The sequence below is a fragment of the Halochromatium sp. genome (genome assembly GCF_054919635.1).
Genome location: NZ_JBUDPI010000002.1, coordinates 1 through 18,773, shown reverse-complemented (window position 1 = coordinate 18,773; position 18,773 = coordinate 1). Strand labels below are relative to the sequence as shown.

The following is an 18,773-nucleotide window of genomic DNA, read 5'->3' as shown; positions in this document are numbered from 1 at the left end:
GCGGGGGTACTGTGGCAGGATAGTCCCTAACCGATGGAGGGTAGAGATCTGACCTCTGTCGAAGACCTGCACCTCGGACTATTATCATGGGCTATCTAGAAAATTGGTTGCTCGGTATCGCGACATTTGTCGCACTTGCCGTCTTCTTGTATTCCACCTTCGATCTCGCGCGTCGTTTGCTCGCGCGCTTTGCGCTGCGCATCTGTCAGATGCGCAAGGCGCCCGAGGGCGGTTTTATCTGTGAGCTCAAGCGCAAGCTGCACGGTTTCGCCGAACGGTCGCTGCTTCCGCGAATCATGATGTTGGCCGGCTCGTTTGGGGTCCTCGCATTCATCGTGATCGAGCATTCGCCAAAGCTCTGATCAGCAGGGGTAGTCAACCCGGCTCCAGGTCGCGCTCATCTTTTATCCCCGAGAGCTAGCTTGCAGCAGCGGCCCTTGTCTTCAGGGCCACTAGGGCACGTTTGCAGGCACGGCTGCTATTCGTCGAAAAAAGGTACTTCTGTCCATGTCCATTGCGATGGCGCAGTTCCTAAGGTCTCATGGGCTGGTTCGTAACCCGTTCATCGAGGAAGAGGCACAAAACGACAAGGTCTTCGAGGATCTGGTCAACGAGGCCGGCTACACCTTCAATCATCAGGCCTGGGACAAGTTCTTTGGTGATCCCCCGGGGCGCGGCACCTCGATGATCTTCGGCGTTAAAGGCAGCGGTAAGTCAGCGCTACGCCTGGCGTTGGAGAAGAACATCGAGCACTTCAACAGTCAGCACAAGAGTCGCATCCTGCTACTGCACTACGATGACTTCAACGGCTTTCTGGAGGCCTTCAAGCGTAAGAGCGAGCACGATCGGCGCCGAGAGGTTGCGGTCACGCTCAAGGATTTTCGCCTTGCTCAGCATCTGGATGCGATCCTGGTCTGTGGCATGGAAGCACTGCTCAAGGAGATCAAGACGGCCGATCTGCCATTGGAGCGTCTGGAGCAGTATCAGCGGCACGATCTGATGATGTTGATGGCCTTCTATGTCAGCGGTCCGCCGGATCGCTACAACCGCATCATGGCGTCGCTGGCGCGACGCTTGTTGCCGCGCGGGCTGATCGGAGGCTTCTTCGGCAATCTCAAGGAGTCGAGCGCTGCGCTGCTCTCGCTGGGGATCTTGCCGCTGGTGCGCGGCGCCTTCTATCGCGGCGTTGCGCGGTCTGCGGAGCGGGAGATCCTGGTCCGCGATCGCAACGCCCGTGATGTCGAGCGTGCGCTGCGCTCAGTTCCGCAGGGGTACCTCAAGGATCAGGATGTCAAGCGCAGCGGTTGGCGTGACGACGACGACGTCCGCCGGCTGTTTGCGACCAAGTTCATCGATGTCGCGCTCAACCTGGGCTATCAGCAGATCGTGGTCGTGATGGACAAGGTCGATGAGCCGTCGTTGATCAATGGCGACCGTGAGCGCATGGAGGCCTTTGTCTGGCCGCTCTGGAACAATCGGATCTTGCAGCTGCATCCCAATCTCAGCTTCAAGATGTTGCTGCCCAGGCAGCTCTATGAGGCAGTGCGCAAGGCCGGCTCCGAGAAGGCCAACGAGGCGCGCTTCGATAAGCAGAAGATCATCTATCCGTTCCGTTGGGGCGATAAGCAACTGTTCGACATGATGTCGGCACGCCTGCGCATCTGTCGAGCCGATCCAAGCCATCCCTATCCGCTCGACAACCTCTTCGCCTCTGTCATCCCGCAACGCGAGATCCTCGGTGCCCTGGACAAGCTCCGCCAGCCTCGCTTTGTGCTCAACTACCTCTATCGGCTCATCGCCGAGACCTGCGCTCAAGCAGACCAGGTCGACGACCAACCGGTGCGCATCTCGCACGAGGTCTTCTACCAGATCACCGCGACCATCGGCGAAGACATCAAGCAGTACTATCAGACCCTAGGCGAGAGTCCGGAGTAGACGGATCACTTCGATGATGCTGGCGCGGCTCAGTGCACCCGCGAGACCGGCAGCATCTCGATGTCGCAGGCGCCGCCGACGGTGACCGACTGCTCGCGGCCGCTGCCACTGCAGGTCTCGCCGCGGTCGTTGATACGGCAGTTCAGGGCCAGCGGTTTGCCGGCGGTCAGCCAGCTTGGGGTGCGACGATAGCGACCGACGTTTGAGAAGCGGCAGCCACTGGAGACGCCATAGGGCGTACAGCCGCCCCCACCCCCAAGGCTGACCTTACGCCCGTCGACAATGAAGCCCGGGTAATTGTCCTCGATGCGTATCGCATCGTCTCGCCCAACCTGGTCGAAGCGGAATTCCTTGAACCGATAGCCGCTGCCGACCCGTTCGCCGACCTTGATCCGAGTGTTCGCGATCAACACATGATCGGAGCCCTTCTCCGCCACCGCACCGGACATGTACTCCACCCGATCATGCTGGGGAAAGCATTTGCCCATCGCTGGTGGATGATAGTAGTGACGTAGCTCGGTGAGGTCATCGAGACGGTTGCCGGGAAAGACGCTCGTCAATGCGGGCGTACCCCCGTAGAGAATGGTCTCGGCGTCGCCAACACTCTGGCTGTAGATGCCCTGATAGAGGTCGTAATCACCCTGATTGGCCAAATCAGTGCGCAGATAGCAGGAGGTGAGCCCCGAGATCTGGGTCAGATAGGCATCCCAGATGTTGTATTGGCCGACATCCGAGGCGATGCCCTGGAAGTCGCCGGGGAAGGTGCAGCCCTGGCGCCTCAGGCACTGGCCGACGCCGCGATTGCGGATCGAGAGCACGACCACGTTGCGCTCGCAGGCGCCGTAAGCGGTGCAGCCGCGGTCCAGGTGTCCCTCGAAGATGGCTGTGCGCATGGCATAGTCGAGATGCTTGGCGCGGGCCAACGTGGTGGCATCCCAGCGTCCGTCGTGCTTGGCGATGAATCGGTCCCAAGCGCTCGCGAGTCGACCTCGGCGCCCGATCGCGTCTCGGTCCACTGCGGCGCATTCCGGCGAGTTGTGGAAGACGCGAACGATCTTGTCCAGCTCGGTCTTGCCTGCGCGCTCGGCCGCTGCTGGATCACCCTTGCCGGGTGGGTCGAAGAACGGCGGCTTCTTGAGCACGTAGAGATCACGGATGTTGAGCACATGGCGAACCTTTTGATCGCAATGATGGTTCTTGACCCGCAGGGACTCACGCTCAGCGAAGGCGCGCTCGAACTCGCGCGTGGCGGCCTGGCCGCTGTCCTTAGCCGGATTGACGACTACTTCGAAGCCCACGTAAGGGGTGCCCTTGGCATCGGTTAGGGCGCGGCCGTTGCGCACCACCAGGCAGGGGATCACCGAGGTGCCCTGCGGCAGACTGCCAGCGCGGCTACCCGGGCCATTGGCGCCGATGTTGTAGTAGGGGACGTGTAAGGGGCCGTTGAACTTGTAGATCGTCATCACCGGCGTTGCCGGAACCGCTGCGTCGGCGGCTGTTGGTAAACCGAGGAGCGCGCTGGCGCAGAGTCCAGCGAGAGCCAGGCGGGCGCCGGAGTGTGCGAAGGCAGTGATCATCGACATCATCGGGTGCTGTGCGTGATTGAGGTGGAAATGGTGCCATAGATCCTGACGTTGCTCCGCTCCGATGTCGCCTCAGCGGACGCCGGTGGCTGTTGAAACGTCGTGCTCGCGGGTGTCAGGGCGCAGGAGCTGAGCAACAGTCCCAAGGCGGCCGGGACGAGCAGGGATGCGGAGCTAGAGCGATTCTCTGACATCAGCGCTGTGGACCTCGGCGGTGTACGATCTGCACGCGGCTTATGAACCTACCAAGTATGACCCCGCCAAGTATGAACCGAGTGGCTCAATTTTTCCTAATTTTGGAGGAAGGCTGATGTTTTGCGTGATGAATCGAGTGCCGGTGGCCCCGGAGTGGCGGGAGGCGTTTGAGGAGCGTTTTCGGAAGCGTGCAGGGCAGGTGGAGCTCCAGGCGGGCTTCGTGCGCATGGCGGTGTTGCGGCCGACGAGCGATGAGACGCCCTATGTGGTGGAGACCCTTTGGCAGGATCAGGGGGCGTTTGAGGCCTGGATCGGCTCTGAAGATTTCAAGCAGGCCCATGCGAACCCACTGCCGAAGGAGGCCTACAACGGGGAGGGAAAGATCGAGACGTTTGATGTCGTGGTTAGCGCCGATGCGAGTCTCTAGGCGACCATTGCGTTAACGACCCGATGGCTAGGCCAGAAGCGCGTTCGGCCGGCATCGTCTGCTTCACAGGTGCTAGGTTGCCACAGGCCCGTCCCCTGGGCTAACAGTCAGCGCACAACGAGTACCCCTCTCGAGCGAGGTCCCAGCTGCACGGTTGGGGCCTCGCTCGCATCGCGGGGCAGTGTGTTGGGCATCCGCCAGCGGTGGCTGGCTGGTCCGCGTACTGGTCGGCTAGAGCTCGAGCTGGACGCGAAGCTTGTTCATCGCGTTCTTCTCGATCTGGCGAATACGCTCGGCGGAAACGTTGAATTGCTGGGCAAGCTCGTGCAGGGTCTGCTTGCGCTCGCTCAGCCAGCGCTCGCGCAGGATCACCTTGCTGCGCTCGTCGAGCTGCTCGAGCGCCGCGAACAGACGCTCGCGCTGCCAGCCGTCGTTGTCCTCGCGCTCGAGTGCAGCACCGGGCTCCATGCGGAAATCCGGCAGGTAGGTCGACGGCGCCGAGGGTGACTCATCGTCATCATCGTCGTGCCCGTCGAACGACATATCATGGCTCGAGAGCCGCGACTCCATCTCGAGCACGGTCTCAGGCTTGACGCCGAGGTCCGCTGCGACGTCATCGACCTCTTGCTTCGAGAACCAGCCAAGCCGCTTCTTTGAGCTACGCAGGTTGAAGAATAGCTTACGCTGCGCCTTGGTGGTTGCAACCTTCACGATGCGCCAGTTGCGCAAGATGTACTCGTGGATCTCGGCGCGAATCCAGTGCACTGCGAAGGAGACGAGGCGGACGCCAACGTCGGGCTCGAATCGACGCACGGCCTTCATCAGGCCCACGGTCCCTTCCTGAATCAGATCCGGTAGCGGCAGCCCGTAGCCGAGATAGCCGCGCGCGATGCGTATCACGAATCGAAGGTGTGACAGCACCAGACGCCGCGCTGCCATCATGTCCCCGTTGTCACGTAGCCTGATAGCGAGGGATTGCTCCTCCTCGGCGGTCAGGACTGGAATCTGGTAGGCGCTCGAGATGTAACTATCGATGTTGCCGGTCGATAACGTTCCAATGGCCGCGATGTCGTTGGTCATGATGGAATACCCTAGTGTTTTGCTCGGGAATAATGCTAGCAGTGTTTGCGACGTTTCACAATAGTCGCGACAGGGTTTTCGAGCAGGCTTTGAACGGAAAGTTCCTGTGGCAAAGCTTAGACAATACCGAAGAAGTCCCGGGTGATCTACCGGAATTCCGTCCAAACGCTTTGATCCCGTGGCTCTAGACAAGTTCGCGCCGACCTTTGCGGACAACGCGATAGCTGCTTGGCAGTGCGATTGAGGCGATGCTGAGGACTGCCCAAGGGAAGGGGGGCGTCCTTGCCGGGGAGGGAGCGAGCGCTTGGTCTAGGGGCTGGTTTGGGGCCTGATCTGATGCCTGATTTGGGATTGGGTCAGGGGCCATCACTTAGACCGAGATGGCGACTGACGGCAATCCAGCTGCCGATGATGCCAAGGAGCGCGCCACCCAGCAGTAGCATCGCTGCTTGAGCTGCACTGAGCCCACGGATGTTAAAGCTCTTGTGATAGACGGCGGCGAGCGATGCGACCTCGCTGGCCAGCAGCCAGACCAGCAGCGTGACCAGCATCGCGGCGAGAGTGCCGCCGATCAGTCCATACCAGGCGCCGATATAGAGAAATCGGCGCCGCGCGAAGCGCGGGGTGGCTCCGACCAGGGCCATGATCTGGATCTCGTCGCGGTGGTTTTCGATCTCGAGACGGATCGTATTGCCGATGACCAGCAAGGCGCCAAGCCCGAGCAGCAGCGCGAGCAGCGCCGTTGCCGTGCGCAGCAGGTCGACGATGGCGTTGAAGCGCTGAGCCCACTGCGCGTCTTCGCGCACAAAGTCGACCTCGGTCAAGGCGTCGACGCGCGTGATAAAGGGACTGAGCGTGGCTGGAGCTAGCATTGCGCGCTGTACCTGCAGCTCGATGACAACCGGTAAGGGGTTTTCGGGGAGCTGATCCAGTGCTGCGCCAAGTCCGCTATAGTCACGAAACTCGGCCAGGCCCTCGGCGCGTGAGACGAGCGTTGCCGTCTCAACCTCCGGGAGCTGCTGCAGGCGCTGGCGTAGTTGCGCGCCCTGCGCCTCATCGACCTCGGCTTCGAGAAACACCGAAACCGCGGCGCTGCGTTGCCAATCGCCACCGAGCCGCTTCACATTGTGGAGGGCGACGCTGAGTGTGGTCGGCAAGGCGAGCGCGATTGCAACGGCTGCCAAGGTCATCAATGTGCCCAGCGGCTGCTTTAGCAGTCCTTTGAGGGTTGCGGTCGCGACCTCGCGATGCTGCTCGAGCCAGGCTAAGAGATAACGGCGGCGCAGACCGCTGCTGCCCGCCTGCCGATTGCCTGCCTGCCGAATGCCTATGGGAGCTGAGCGGCGTCGGCTCATCTACCAGTTACCCGAATCAGCGACCAGTCGGCCCTGATGCAGTCGCAGGATACGATAGGCCATTCGGCTGATCCGTTCTTGATCATGGGTGGCGATCAAGAGCGTCACGCCGACCTCGTGGAAGCGCTCGAAGAGGTCATAGATCTCGCTTGCGAGCCCGGGGTCGAGGTTACCGGTGGGCTCATCGGCCAGAATGATCGGTGGCCGACCGACGATGGCCCGGGCGATCCCGACACGCTGCTGCTCGCCGCCGGAGAGCGCCACTGGACATGCGCGCTCGAAGCTGAGCAGCCCGACCTGATCCAGCGCTGCCCGTACGCGACGGCCGATCTCGCGGCTCGGCATGCCGGTGACCGCCACTGGCAGCGCGACATTGTCATAGACGGAGCGATCATTGAGCAGCCGATGGTCCTGGAAGATCATGCCGATTCGCCGCCGGTGATAAGGCACGCGCCGGCGCGGCAGATCGCCCAGCGAGCGGCCGTCGACTAGGATCTGGCCGCGGGTTGGTCGCTCGAGCAGGCCGATCAGCTTGAGCAACGTGCTCTTGCCGGCACCTGAATGACCGGTTAGGAACGCCATCTCGCCGGCAGCGAGCTCGAAGCTCAGGTCCTTGAGGGCGTCGCCACGCTCCGCAAAGCGCTTGTTGACCTGCGTGAAACGGATCACGGGCTCAGCAATGCATCGAGGAAGCTGTCGGCCTCGAAGTGACGCAGGTCCTCGACCTTCTCACCGACGCCAATGAAGCGAAACGGTACCTGTAGCCGATCAGCGATGGCAAAGATGATACCGCCCTTGGCGGTGCCATCGAGCTTGGTCAAGGTGATGCCGGTCAGCGGGAGTGCCTCGTTGAACTGCAACGCCTGTTGCAGTGCGTTCTGACCGGCGCTGGCATCGACCACCAGCATCACCTCATGCGGCGCATCCGGATCGATCTTCTTCATCACGCGCGCGATCTTCTTGAGCTCCTCCATCAGGTTCGACTTGGTGTGGAGCCGTCCCGCGGTGTCGGCGATCAGCACATCGATGCCGCGCGAGGTCGCGGCCTGCAGGGCATCGTAGATCACCGAGGCCGGGTCAGCACCGGTGTGCTGAGCCACCACCGGTACCTGATTGCGCTCTCCCCAGCTTTGTAGCTGCTCGACCGCGGCGGCGCGGAAGGTATCGCCCGCGGCGAGCATGACGCTATTGCCTTCGTCCCTGAGCTGGCGGGCGAGCTTGCCGATGGTGGTGGTCTTACCGGCACCATTGACGCCAACCATTAGGATGACCTGCGGCCGACCCGGTGCCGGCTGGCGCACTGGCGCCTGGCTCGCCATCAGGATGCTGGCCAGCTCGCGTCGCAGTGCGGTGAGGAAGGCATCGGGCTCGAGTGCTTCACGTCGCTTCACCCGGTAGGCGAGGTCGTCGATAATGCGGCGCGTGGTCGGTACGCCAACGTCGGCAGCGACTAGGAGCATCTCCAGCTCCTCGAGCAGATCCTCGTCGATCTCGGTGCGGCCTGCGACCAGGTCACCGATATCGGCATTTAGGACTGCCCGGGTGCGTGCGAGTCCGGCCTTGAGGCCGGCAAAGAGCCGACGCTGTTGCGCGGCCTCCTGCTCGCGCTTGGCTGCGGCGCGGGCGATCGCATCGCCGAGACGGCCCTGCCCGGGCTCGCCATCGAACGTCGAGCTCGACGTCGCTGCGCTGCTTGGCTCGTGCGTCGTTGCCGGCATCTCCCGCGTTTCTGGAGCCGGCGCTTCTGGAGCCTGCACTGGCCGCGGGTCGCTCGCCCCTGTTGCTTCGGCCGGTGCTGGCTGAGCCGCGTCTTTGGCCTCGGTTTGACGTGGTTTCTTTTTTCCGAATCCGAACATGGGCTTGTAACGACTTCTGGGGTTGGGCGTGGGAGCTGTGGCGGCCGGATTGGGGTGGCACGGGTGCGGGCCTTGGGCTCAGGCCACTGCATTGTAACAACGGCGGGGCGTCGCCAACTTCCCGCACAGGCTACGCTGATTTGACGGACCTATCCTCATGATGAAACAACGCTTCGCTGCTGCGCTGGTCGCAGCCAGCGGATTTCTCCTGTCTAGCCCGCTGCTCGCTGCCGAAGTCAATCGTGACGTCGCTGATGATGATATCCTCGACGCCAGCGCTCCAAAGGTCGAGGAGCGCGTGCTCGGTAACGGACTGAAGGTTATCGTTAAGCGCGATGATCGCGCACCGATCGTGACCTCGCAGGTCTGGTACAAGGTCGGCTCCAGCTATGAGCACGGAGGCGTGACGGGGGTCTCGCATGCCCTCGAGCACATGATGTTTAAAGGGACTGAGCGGCTCGCGCCTGGGGAGTTTTCGCGCATCATCGCGGAGAATGGAGGCGATGAGAATGCCTTCACCGGCCGCGACTATACCGCCTACTTTCAGACCCTCGCCGCAGATCGCCTTGAGGTCGCGCTCGAGCTTGAGGCCGACCGGATGCGCAACCTGGCGCTGCCGGCCGACGAGTTCGCGAAAGAGATCGAGGTGGTGAAGGAGGAACGGCGGCTGCGCACTGATGATGACCCAGAGGCGCTTGCCTTTGAGCAGTTCAATGCGACGGCCTATGCCGCTTCCCCCTATCGCAACCCGATCATCGGATGGCCGAGCGACCTCGATGTGATGAACATCGAGACGCTGCGGGACTGGTATCGGATGTGGTATCGGCCGAACAATGCCACCCTCGTCGTGGTCGGCGATGTCGAGCCACCCGAGGTCTTCGCGCTTGCCGAACAGCATTTTGGTCCAATCGAGGCCGGGCCCGCGCTGCAGCCACGTCCGCGCAAGGAGCCCGAGCAGCGTGGCGAGAAGCGGCTTGTGGTCGAGGCCCCGGCGAAGGAGCCCTATCTCTTGATCGGCTGGAAGACGCCGTCGCTCACGGACGCCGAGCAGCCTTGGGAGCCTTACGCCCTGGAGATGCTCGTCTCGGTGTTGGATGCGGGCTCCAGTTCTCGTTTCAGCCGTGAGCTGGTGCGGGAGCAGCGCCTCGCTGCAGCCGTGAGTGCGAGCTATAACGCCTTCAACCGGCTCTCAGGCATGCTGCTAATCGATGGCACGCCGGCCAAGGGTGTCTCGGTCAAGGCCCTCGAGCAGGCGATCTTGGCCCAGCTCGAGCGGTTGAAGTCGGAGCTGGTCACCGAGCAGGAGCTCGCTCGTATCCGCAGCCAGCTGATTGCGAACAAGGTCTACGAGCGCGATAGCGTCTTCTATCAGGCGATGCTCCTCGGCCAGCTCGAAACCGTCGGTCTTGGCTGGGAGCTGTTGGATCAGATCGTCGAGCGGCTCTCGGCAGTGACGCCGGAGCAGATTCAAGCCGTGGCGCAGCGTTACTTGACCACTGACAACCGGACCGTCGCCCTTCTGGAGCCCCAGCCCCTAGACTCGGGGCCCTCGGTTTCGGCCTCCCCAGAGTCGGGGCCTCCAGCAACGGAGGCTCAGGCTTCGGAGTCGCTCGAGCGACAGAGTTTCAACGCGGCTGCCGGCTCAGCTGCAATGGCCATGATCGGAGAGACTCAGGATGTTCGCTAGACCTGTTTGGCTACAACGCTCGCGCGGCCTGTCGGCGGCCTTGATTGGGCTGACGGCGCTCTGGGGGCAAGTGCTCTGGGGGCAAGCCCAGGCAGCGCCCAAGATACAGACCTGGCAGACGCCTAGCGGTGCCGAGGTGTTGTTCGTGGCAGCTGAAGAGCTGCCGATGATCGATGTGCGGATCGTTTTCGATGCCGGCAGCGCGCGCGATGGCGCTAAGTCCGGTCTCGCCTCGCTGACCTCGGCCATGCTCACCGAGGGAGCCGGGGGCCTTGATGCCGATGCCATCGCCGAGCGTGTCGAGGCGGTTGGTGCCGAGCTGGGCACAGGTACCGACCGCGACACCAGCTTCGCGCGCTTGCGCTCGTTGACCGAGCCAGACGCGCTCGAGGTCGCTCTAGACACCCTGATCAAGGTCCTGAGCAAGCCGACCTTCGACACCGCTGAGCTTGAGCGTGTCCGGCAGAATCGACTGATCGCGCTACGTTTGGCTGAGCAGGACCCCGGCGAGGTCGGCCAGAAGGCGCTCTACCGAGCGATCTATGGCGACCATCCTTATGCCGCCGACCCCAGCGGGGAGCCGGAGACGGTTGCGGCGCTAACGCCCGATGATCTCCGCGCCTTCCATGGTCGCTATTACGGCGCGGCAAACGCGACCATCGCGATCGTTGGAGCGTTGGACCGGTCTCAGGCTGAGGACCTGGCCGCGCGGCTCTCCGCAGAGCTGCCGTCAGTGGGGCCGCCACCGCCCCTACCGCCGGTGCCTGGGCTCGAGCAGGCGAGGGTAGAGCAGATCGAGTTTCCATCCAGTCAGACGCATCTCTATCTGGGTCAGCCGGGTATGCGGCGTGGCGACCCTGACTACTTCGCGCTCTATCTCGGCAACCACATCCTTGGCGGCAGCGGCCTGGTCTCGCTGTTGATGGACGAGGTGCGCGAGAAGCGCGGGCTCTCTTACAGTGTCTACAGCTACTTCCTGCCGCTCGAGCGCAAGGGGCCGCTGGTGATGGGGCTGCAGACCCAAAACGCTCAAGCCGATGCGGCACAGCAGGTGCTGCTGGACACGCTGACCCGCTTCATCGAGGAAGGCCCGACAGAGGAGCAGCTAGAAGCTGCAATCAAAAACATCACCGGAGGGTTTCCGCTACGGATCGCTGGCAACAGCAAGATCGTCAGCTACTTGGCCGTGATCGGGTTCTATGATCTGCCGTTGGACTATTTGGAGACCTTTCCCGAGCGCATCCGCGCCCTCAGCGTCGAGCAGGTCCGAGACGCCTTCCAGCGTCGGGTACATCCATCGCGACTGGTGCGGGTGGCCGTCGGCGCTGCTGACGAGCCGTCTGCGACAGGCGCCGCAGCTGCGAGCGGCGTCCAACCTGAATCCCCGGCGTCGAGTCGGGGGCTGCAACGGCCATCTGCTGCCGAGTCCGCTCAAGCCCCGAGCCTTGCCACAAGACCGGAAGACAGCCTAGGAGCGAGCGCGAGCAACAGCACGGCGCCAAGCCAGACTCTGAGCGAGGAGGCCGATGCCAGGGGCGACCAAGGCTGAGGCTGGCCGGCTTCGTATCATCGGTGGCTGCTGGCGTGGGCGTCGACTGCCTGTTGCTTCGCAGCCCGGTCTGCGTCCGACTGCAGACCGAGTCCGTGAGACGCTCTTCAACTGGCTGGCGCCGGTGATCGAAGGCAGTCACTGCTTGGATTGCTTCGCCGGTAGCGGCGCCTTGGGGCTCGAGGCCGCGTCGCGGGGCGCGGCATCCGTGACCCTGCTTGAGCGCAGTCCCGCGGCGGTGCGCAGCTTGCGGGCCAATGTTGCTGAGCTGGGCGCTCAGCAGGTCAGTGTTCACTGCACCGATGCACTGCTCTGGCTGGAGCAATCGCCAACGGCGACGTTCGATATCTGTTTCTTGGACCCACCCTTTCGTGCCAACCTGTTGGACCCAGCCTTGGCTCGGCTGACTCAGCAAGGTTGGCTGGCGTTGGGTGCGCTGGTCTATGTCGAGGCTGACAAGGCAACGCCCTTGCCAGAGCTGCCCCCGGACTGGCGTTGGCTGCGAGACAAGCACGCGGGGCAGGTGCGTTACGCGCTTGCAGAGGCCATCGACGTCCGCGTTGCCGCGGACGCCTAATCGCAGCCGAGGGAGATCGGCCGGCTTGGACTCTGCTATCCTGCTCGCCACCGAAAACCTCGAGCAGGGGCGCGCAGCTTGCGAAGTGTTGTTTATCCTGGATCGTTTGACCCCATCACCAATGGACACAGCGACCTGGTTGATCGTGCCTCCCGCTTGTTTGATCGTGTGATCGTCGCGGTCGCACGGGATATTGCGAAGGACCCAACCTTTTCGGCCGATGAGCGGGTCGCCTTAGCGCACGCTGTCTGCCAGCCGATGAGCAATGTCGAGGTGGTCTGCTTCTCGGGTCTACTGGTCGATTTTGCCCGCTCGGCGCAGGTGCATGTCATCATGCGTGGGCTGCGAGCGGTCTCGGACTTCGAGTACGAGTTTCAGCTCGCTGGGATGAACCGGCGCATGGCGCCAGAGATCGAGACCCTGTTCCTGACCCCGGCTGAGCAATACGCCTACATCTCGTCGTCACTGGTGAAACAGATCGCTCGGCTCGGTGGCGATGTCTCGGCGTTCGTCGCACCGAGCGTGCATGCTGCATTGCGGCAACGGTTTGGATAAACTTTGCGCCATCCCAATGTCCCCGGCGAACGGACGCTGGTAGTCTCGGCAGCCTTCATGCTGTTGACCTGAAGTTGGGCGTTCACCGCCTTCGCCTTCCACAACGGGGTTTCCCGGTCCTTCTTACCTTCCGTTCCGAATAGCTACACGCGCAGGAGTAGAACTATGGCGCTTATCATCACCGACGAATGCATCAACTGCGATGTCTGCGAGCCCGAGTGCCCGAATGACGCCATCTCTCAAGGTGACGAGATCTATGTCATCGAGCCCGACCTTTGCACCGAGTGTGTTGGTCACTACGAGACCTCACAATGTGTCGAGGTCTGTCCGGTCGATTGCATCATCGTCGATCCCGACAACAAAGAGACCGAAGAAGAGCTGCGCGCCAAGTACGAGCGCATCACCGGCGAGTCCAGCTGATCCGAGGTCGATGACTCAACGGCCTAAGGCCCCCGTTGGGGGCCTTTTTTGCGTCGTCGACCGCTGCGTGCAGCCGGTTCGGCTTGCCTTGCTGCTACTCCTCTTATTGGGGTTGGCGGTAGGGGGTGTTGGAGCCAGCCCCGAGCATGATTCTGGTCTCGGCTCTGCGGCCGAGTCGGTCACCGATTCCGGAGTCGAGGCGCAGCCGCCGGCGATCGCGGTGGCTAGTGCGCATCCGGCCGCGACCGATGCCGGCCTCGAGATCATCGCTGCCGGCGGTAACGCCTTCGACGCCGCCGTCACCGTCAGTGCTGTCCTTGCTGTGGTGGAGCCTTACAGCTCCGGCATCGGTGGCGGTGGGTTCTGGCTGCTCCATCAAGCATCGACCGGCAAGGATGTGATGATCGATGGCCGGGAACGCGCGCCACTGGCCGCGCATCGCGATCTCTACCTGGATGATGCTGGCGAGCTGATCCCTGGTGCCTCGCTCAACGGGCCGCTCGCGGCTGGAATCCCCGGCGAGCCCGCGGCGCTGGTCCACATCGCTGAGCAGTATGGCCGGCTGCCGCTGACCGAGAGCCTGGCCCCAGCCATTCGACTAGCGCGAGAAGGCTTTGCGGTCGATGAGGTCTATCGTCGGATGGCCACCTGGCGATCGGAGGTATTGCGAGCCTCGCCGGCCGCGGCGGCGCAGTTTCTCGTCGATGGCGAGGTCCCAGAGCTTGGTTCGAGGATACGGCAGCCCGATCTCGCAGCGGTGCTCGAAGCGATTGCCGCTCAGGGCCGTGCGGGCTTCTACGAAGGCGAAGTGGCACAGAAGCTGGTCGAAGGTGCACGCGCCGGCGGCGGCATTTGGAGCCTGGATGACCTAAGCCGCTATCAGGTGGTCGAGCGCGAGCCGATTGTCGGGCGTTACCGAGACTGGCAGATCATCAGTGCCTCGCCACCCTCATCTGGAGGTGTTGCGCTGGTGCAGATGCTCGGCATGCTCGCGGCGCTCGAGGAGCGGCTCGGGCCGGCGGCGAGCGAGGCTGATCGGGTGCATCGCTTGGTCGAGGTGATGCGGCGCGCCTACCGGGATCGCGAGCTCTATCTCGGCGATCCTGATCAGGTTCAGATGCCCGTTGAACGACTGATCCACCCCCACTATGCGGCGGGTCTCGCGCGCGGGATCGATCCCAATCGTGCAACCCCAAGCAGGCCCTTGGTGACTGAGCCTGAGGGGCAGGATACAACCCACTTCTCGATCCTCGATGGCCAGGGTAATCGGGTTGCGGCGACCTTGAGCATCAATTATCCCTTCGGCTCCGGTTTTGTCCCGCCTGGTACCGGGGTCTTGCTCAATGATGAGATGGATGACTTCTCGGCCCAGCCCGGGGTACCGAATGTCTACGGCTTGGTTGGCGGTGCGAGCAACGCCATCGCGCCTGGCAAGCGTATGCTCTCGAGCATGAGCCCGACCTTCGCCATCTCCGAAGACGCGGTGGTGATCCTGGGGACGCCAGGTGGCAGCCGGATCATCACCATGGTGCTGCACGGCGTCCTGGCGGCCATCGATGGCGGCGAGCCGCAGGATTGGGTTGCGGCACCGCGCTTCCATCATCAGTACCTTCCGGATCAGATCCTGTTTGAGACCGAGGCGTTTGATGCGGCCTTGCAGCGTCAGCTGCGTGAGCGAGGACATCAGCTGGTGCCTGCCGGTCAGGAATTCGGCAACATGCAGCTGATTGTCTGGGATCGCGCGGCTGGGACGGTCGCCGCGGCAAGCGATCCGCGCGGTATCGGCAAGGCGCAGGTGCTACCGACGCCGGGCGGTCAGCGCAAGCGCCCGTCAGCGGCAGCCATCCCCGGTTCGAGGGAGCCCTGACCCGGCAGGCTGGCCTGGCCGGCTGACCCGACAGGCTCAGCCGGCAAGGCCTGTCACTGTTGTTATCACCCTGAGGATATCGAGAACTACGATGAAGACGCTTATCGTTGCTTTGCTGACCCTGTTGATGGCCGGAGGCTTGCTCGCCCCCGAGTCCGCCGATGCCAAGCGTTTCGGCGGTGGCCGCAGCCTGGGTAAACAGTACAGCGTCCCGCAGAAGTCGCAGGCGCCCCGGCAAACCGAGGCTGCTCGTCAATCGCCGCAGCAGGGGCAGGCCGCAAGCGCCGGCGCTCGCCAAGGCACCCCGGCACGCAGTGGCGCCAGCCGTTGGCTCGGCCCGCTCGCCGGGCTGGCAGCCGGCGGCCTGCTGGCGTCGCTGTTCTTCGGCGATGCCTTCGATGGCTTTCAGATCATGGACTTCCTGCTCATCGGGCTGCTGATCTTTGGCGGCTTCATGCTGTTTAAGATGCTGCGCCGCAATGCGGCGGGAGCGGGGCGCGGTCCGGCGCCAGCAGCGGCTTATGGTCGTGGCTCGATGAGCCCGAGTGTGCCGCCGATGGCCGGAGGTGGAGCAGGAGTCGGCTCTGGGCAGCGGCCTGTGGCTGGAGCCATGGGAGGCAGTGCCGAGGCTGCGCCTGGCGAGACGCTGGCTGGTGCCGATGCGCCCTACTGGTTTGATGGTGCGGCCTTCGTCGAGGGGGCAAAGACCCACTTCATTCGGTTGCAGGCAGCCTGGGATCGGTCTGACTTTCGGGATATCCGCGAGTACACCTCGCCCGAGCTCTTTGCCGAGCTCAAGCGTGAGCGTGAAGCCATGGGCTCGGAAGCGAACGATACCGAGGTCGTGACCCTGAGCGCGGACCTGCTGAGCCTGCGCCGCGACGATGATCGGCTCATCGCTAGTGTGCGCTTCGCCGGTCTCATCCGTGAGGACGCGAGCGGCGCGGCAAACCCACTGGACGAGATCTGGCACGTTGCTCACCCCTGGGCCAGCGCCGAGGGCGATTGGATCATCATTGGCATACAGCAGAACGGCGGGTAAGGGTCCATGGCTTGATGAATCCCCAGGCCGCGTGCTCGCGGCTTGGGTATCGTGGGCAGCCTTTGCATCCTGCTGAATGAGGATTTCCTCCTGTGCCGTCGAGCTACGAGACCTTCTTCAACGCCGAGCGCTTCGCCGTGATTGGCCATAGCGCTGCCAAGCCGTTCCCCATCCTCAGCTACCAGGGCTTGAAACGCCTCGGCAAGACCGTGTACGCGGTTGATCAGAGCACTGGGCAGATCGACGGGGATCAGGCCTATCCTTCGCTGGACGCGCTGCCGCAGAAGCCCGAGGCCGTGGTGATCGAGGTGCCAAAGGAGGAAACCCGTGATTGGGTCGCGCAAGCAGCAGAGGCTGGCGTCTCGGATGTCTGGGTCCATATGGCCCATGAGACGCCAGAGGCGGTGGCGCTTGCGCAGCAGAAGGGCATCAATCTGCGCACTGGCACCTGCGCGGTCATGTATCTGAAGCCCGGGCTCTCTTACCACAGCATCCACAAGGCCATCATGAAGGCGCTTGGCAAGTATTGAGCGCGTCTTGGGCCGGTTCGATCCGCTGTCGGCGATCTGCGGCCCCCACAGGCCGGCGCTTTGACAGAAATCGCCTCAGTGCTGCTTGAAGAGGCGCTCCTTCTCGCGCTGCCAGTCTCGCTCTTTGGCGTCGGCGCGCTTGTCATGGAGCTTCTTGCCCTTGGCGAGCCCGATCTCAAGTTTGGCTAAGCCGCGTTTCCAGTACATGGCGAGTGGTACCAGCGTATAGCCGGCGCGCTCGGTCTGGCCGATCAGGCGACTGAGCTCGGTGCGCTTCAGCAAGAGCTTGCGCGTGCGCGTCGGATCGGGATCGACGTGGGTTGAGGCGGACGGCAGCGGCGAGATGTGGCAGCCGATTAGAAAGCCCTCACCGTGCAAGATCTTGACGTAGGCCTCTTTGAGCTGGACGCGGCCGGCGCGTAGACCCTTGACCTCCCAGCCCTCGAGCGCAAGCCCTGCCTCGAGGCGCTGCTCGACCTGGTACTCGTGCTTCGCCTTCTTGTTCAGCGCAATGGTGCTGCTTGGGGTGCCGGGTTTCTTCTTTCCTTTTGCCATCACGACAGTCTAAGCTACCGATCAGCGAGACGGAAGCATCTTTCGTGAGCCCCTGCTTGCATGACCGGCAACAGGTCGTTAAGATGATCGGCTCTTTTCTTTGGGAGACAGTCATGCGTCAGCCCCTGATTGCAGGCAACTGGAAGATGAATGGCAGCAAGGCCGAGACGGTCGAGCTGTTGAATGGCATCAAGGCCGGCGTCGGTGAGATCACGACGTCCGAGGTCGCGGTTTGCCCGCCGTTCCCGTACCTGTACCTGGCGGAGGACATGCTCAAGGGCAGTGCGATCCGCTACGGCTCGCAGGACTGCTCGCGGGAAGAATCTGGTGCCTTCACCGGTCAGGTGTCGGCAGGCATGCTGCAGGACTTTGGCTGCACCTATGCGATCCTGGGGCATTCCGAGCGTCGCCTGTTCAACGCCGAGACCGATGCGATCATCGCGCGAAAGTACGCGGTGGTGGTAGCGCATGGGCTGACACCGATTCTGTGCGTTGGAGAAACCCTGGAAGAGCGCGAGCAGGGCAAGACCGAAGAGGTGGTTGCCCGTCATCTCGACGCTGTGCTGGAGTCCGCTGGCCCTGAAGCACTGGCAAAGGGCGTGATCGCCTATGAGCCAGTCTGGGCGATCGGCACCGGCGTGACCGCAACCCCTGAGCAGGCTCAGGAGGTGCATGCATTCCTTCGCGCGCGGGTTGCGAAAAAGAGTGCCGAGGTCGCCGCTGGCTTGCGTATCCTCTACGGCGGTAGCATGAAGCCTGGGAACGCTCAGGAGCTGATGGCTCAGGCCGACATCGATGGCGGCTTGATCGGCGGCGCTGCCCTGAAGGCGTCCGACTTTCTGGCGATCTGCAAAGCCGGCGACGCTAACGCCTAACCGATAGCTGGCCTCAGCCTGCGGGCTCAGGCGGCAGACCGAGAAACTCAATGCAGCTCATCTTGACCGTACTTCACCTGGTTCTTGCGATCGGCATGATTGCGCTGGTGCTGCTTCAGCACGGCAAAGGTGCCGACGCCGGCGCGGCCTTCGGCAGCGGCGCCTCGTCGACGGTCTTTGGTGCACAGGGCTCTGGCAACTTCTTGTCGCGATCCACGGCGATCATCGCGACGCTGTTCTTTCTCACCAGTATCGCGCTTGCCTATTTCGCAGCGCGTGTCGGTGAGCCGGGTGGCCTGATGGAAGGCATTGATGTATCAGTCCCAGTCGCCCCGGCTGAGCAGCGGGAAGCGGCTCCGATCCCTGGCCCAACGGACACCGAGGCTCGGGATGTCGAGAGCGATCTGCCGGTCGTGCCGGACGCTGCGCCTAGCCAGACAATGCCCGCTGCGACTGATGATTTGCCGCCAGCGCTCGATCAACAATCCAGCGAGGAGCAGCCGGCGGCTACATCAACGGAACAGGCCGGTTCTGGTGGGGATTTGCCCCCAGTGGATTGACGATGGGCGGATGAGAAAGTCGTCACCTACTGGTCGCAAAACCTGCGATAATGACGTTGAAATTGCCGACGTGGTGGAATTGGTAGACACGCTGTCTTGAGGGGGCAGTGGCGCAAGCCGTGCCG

General features: G+C 63.0%; 19 protein-coding genes. 13 read left to right on the top strand and 6 right to left on the bottom strand.

The window, feature by feature from the left end:
- The first annotated feature begins 86 nt into the window (after positions 1-86).
- Positions 87-362 (top strand): hypothetical protein, encoded by a 276-nt coding sequence (locus ACY693_RS00365; protein ID WP_462319842.1) that lies wholly within the window; start codon positions 87-89, stop codon positions 360-362.
- 145 nt (positions 363-507) lie between these two features.
- Positions 508-1,935: a hypothetical protein gene (locus ACY693_RS00360; protein WP_462319841.1), complete on the top strand. Its 1,428-nt coding sequence runs from the start codon at positions 508-510 to the stop codon at positions 1,933-1,935.
- Positions 1,936-1,964: 29 nt separating this feature from the next.
- Here ACY693_RS00360 and ACY693_RS00355 read toward each other — a convergent pair whose 3' ends face one another.
- Complete coding sequence (locus tag ACY693_RS00355) at positions 1,965-3,518, bottom strand: hypothetical protein (protein ID WP_462319840.1); 1,554 nt, start codon at positions 3,516-3,518, stop codon at positions 1,965-1,967.
- A gap of 310 nt (positions 3,519-3,828) precedes the next feature.
- On the opposite strand from ACY693_RS00355, the gene ACY693_RS00350 reads away from it, so the two are divergent.
- Entirely contained in the window at positions 3,829-4,140 is a 312-nt protein-coding gene (locus ACY693_RS00350) for an antibiotic biosynthesis monooxygenase family protein (RefSeq protein ID WP_462319839.1), read from the top strand.
- Between the two features lie 231 nt (positions 4,141-4,371).
- Here the strand turns inward: ACY693_RS00350 and rpoH are convergent, their stop codons facing one another.
- From rpoH to ftsY, 4 genes are all read right to left on the bottom strand, one after another.
- On the bottom strand, positions 4,372-5,220 hold the full coding sequence (gene rpoH, locus ACY693_RS00345; protein ID WP_462319838.1) for an RNA polymerase sigma factor RpoH: 849 nt from the start codon (positions 5,218-5,220) through the stop codon (positions 4,372-4,374).
- Between the two features lie 356 nt (positions 5,221-5,576).
- Entirely contained in the window at positions 5,577-6,575 is a 999-nt protein-coding gene (ftsX, locus tag ACY693_RS00340; protein WP_462319837.1) for a permease-like cell division protein FtsX, read from the bottom strand.
- Positions 6,576-7,244: a cell division ATP-binding protein FtsE gene (gene ftsE, locus ACY693_RS00335; protein WP_462319836.1), complete on the bottom strand. Its 669-nt coding sequence runs from the start codon at positions 7,242-7,244 to the stop codon at positions 6,576-6,578.
- Positions 7,241-8,293, bottom strand: a complete 1,053-nt coding sequence (gene ftsY / locus ACY693_RS00330; RefSeq protein WP_462319835.1) for a signal recognition particle-docking protein FtsY — start codon at positions 8,291-8,293, stop codon at positions 7,241-7,243. The genes ftsE and ftsY overlap by 4 nt, the downstream gene beginning before the upstream one ends.
- Before the next feature lie 298 nt (positions 8,294-8,591).
- On the opposite strand from ftsY, the gene ACY693_RS00325 reads away from it, so the two are divergent.
- The 8 genes from ACY693_RS00325 (at position 8,592) to ACY693_RS00290 (ending at position 16,658) form a co-directional block, all read left to right on the top strand.
- Positions 8,592-10,118: a M16 family metallopeptidase gene (locus ACY693_RS00325; RefSeq protein WP_462319834.1), complete on the top strand. Its 1,527-nt coding sequence runs from the start codon at positions 8,592-8,594 to the stop codon at positions 10,116-10,118.
- Positions 10,108-11,667, top strand: coding sequence for a M16 family metallopeptidase (locus ACY693_RS00320; protein WP_462319833.1), 1,560 nt, complete (start codon positions 10,108-10,110; stop codon positions 11,665-11,667). Before ACY693_RS00325 ends, ACY693_RS00320 begins: the two co-directional genes overlap by 11 nt.
- Entirely contained in the window at positions 11,645-12,244 is a 600-nt protein-coding gene (gene rsmD / locus ACY693_RS00315) for a 16S rRNA (guanine(966)-N(2))-methyltransferase RsmD (protein ID WP_462319832.1), read from the top strand. Before ACY693_RS00320 ends, rsmD begins: the two co-directional genes overlap by 23 nt.
- A gap of 78 nt (positions 12,245-12,322) precedes the next feature.
- Positions 12,323-12,799 (top strand): pantetheine-phosphate adenylyltransferase, encoded by a 477-nt coding sequence (gene coaD, locus ACY693_RS00310; protein WP_462319831.1) that lies wholly within the window; start codon positions 12,323-12,325, stop codon positions 12,797-12,799.
- A 165-nt stretch (positions 12,800-12,964) separates the two neighbouring features.
- A complete protein-coding gene (locus ACY693_RS00305) occupies positions 12,965-13,219 on the top strand; it encodes a YfhL family 4Fe-4S dicluster ferredoxin (protein WP_462319830.1) in 255 nt (84 codons plus the stop codon).
- Positions 13,220-13,229: 10 nt separating this feature from the next.
- On the top strand, positions 13,230-15,086 hold the full coding sequence (ggt, locus tag ACY693_RS00300; protein WP_462319829.1) for a gamma-glutamyltransferase: 1,857 nt from the start codon (positions 13,230-13,232) through the stop codon (positions 15,084-15,086).
- A gap of 91 nt (positions 15,087-15,177) precedes the next feature.
- Positions 15,178-16,128, top strand: a complete 951-nt coding sequence (locus ACY693_RS00295) for a Tim44 domain-containing protein (protein WP_462319828.1) — start codon at positions 15,178-15,180, stop codon at positions 16,126-16,128.
- Positions 16,129-16,220: 92 nt separating this feature from the next.
- Entirely contained in the window at positions 16,221-16,658 is a 438-nt protein-coding gene (locus ACY693_RS00290) for a CoA-binding protein (RefSeq protein ID WP_462319827.1), read from the top strand.
- A gap of 75 nt (positions 16,659-16,733) precedes the next feature.
- Here the strand turns inward: ACY693_RS00290 and smpB are convergent, their stop codons facing one another.
- Positions 16,734-17,213, bottom strand: coding sequence for an SsrA-binding protein SmpB (smpB, locus tag ACY693_RS00285; protein WP_462319826.1), 480 nt, complete (start codon positions 17,211-17,213; stop codon positions 16,734-16,736).
- Positions 17,214-17,326: 113 nt separating this feature from the next.
- Here smpB and tpiA point away from each other — a divergent pair, with 113 nt between their 5' ends.
- Positions 17,327-18,088 (top strand): triose-phosphate isomerase, encoded by a 762-nt coding sequence (gene tpiA, locus ACY693_RS00280; RefSeq protein ID WP_462319825.1) that lies wholly within the window; start codon positions 17,327-17,329, stop codon positions 18,086-18,088.
- A gap of 50 nt (positions 18,089-18,138) precedes the next feature.
- Positions 18,139-18,648 (top strand): preprotein translocase subunit SecG, encoded by a 510-nt coding sequence (secG, locus tag ACY693_RS00275; protein ID WP_462319824.1) that lies wholly within the window; start codon positions 18,139-18,141, stop codon positions 18,646-18,648.
- Positions 18,649-18,773 lie beyond the last annotated feature (125 nt).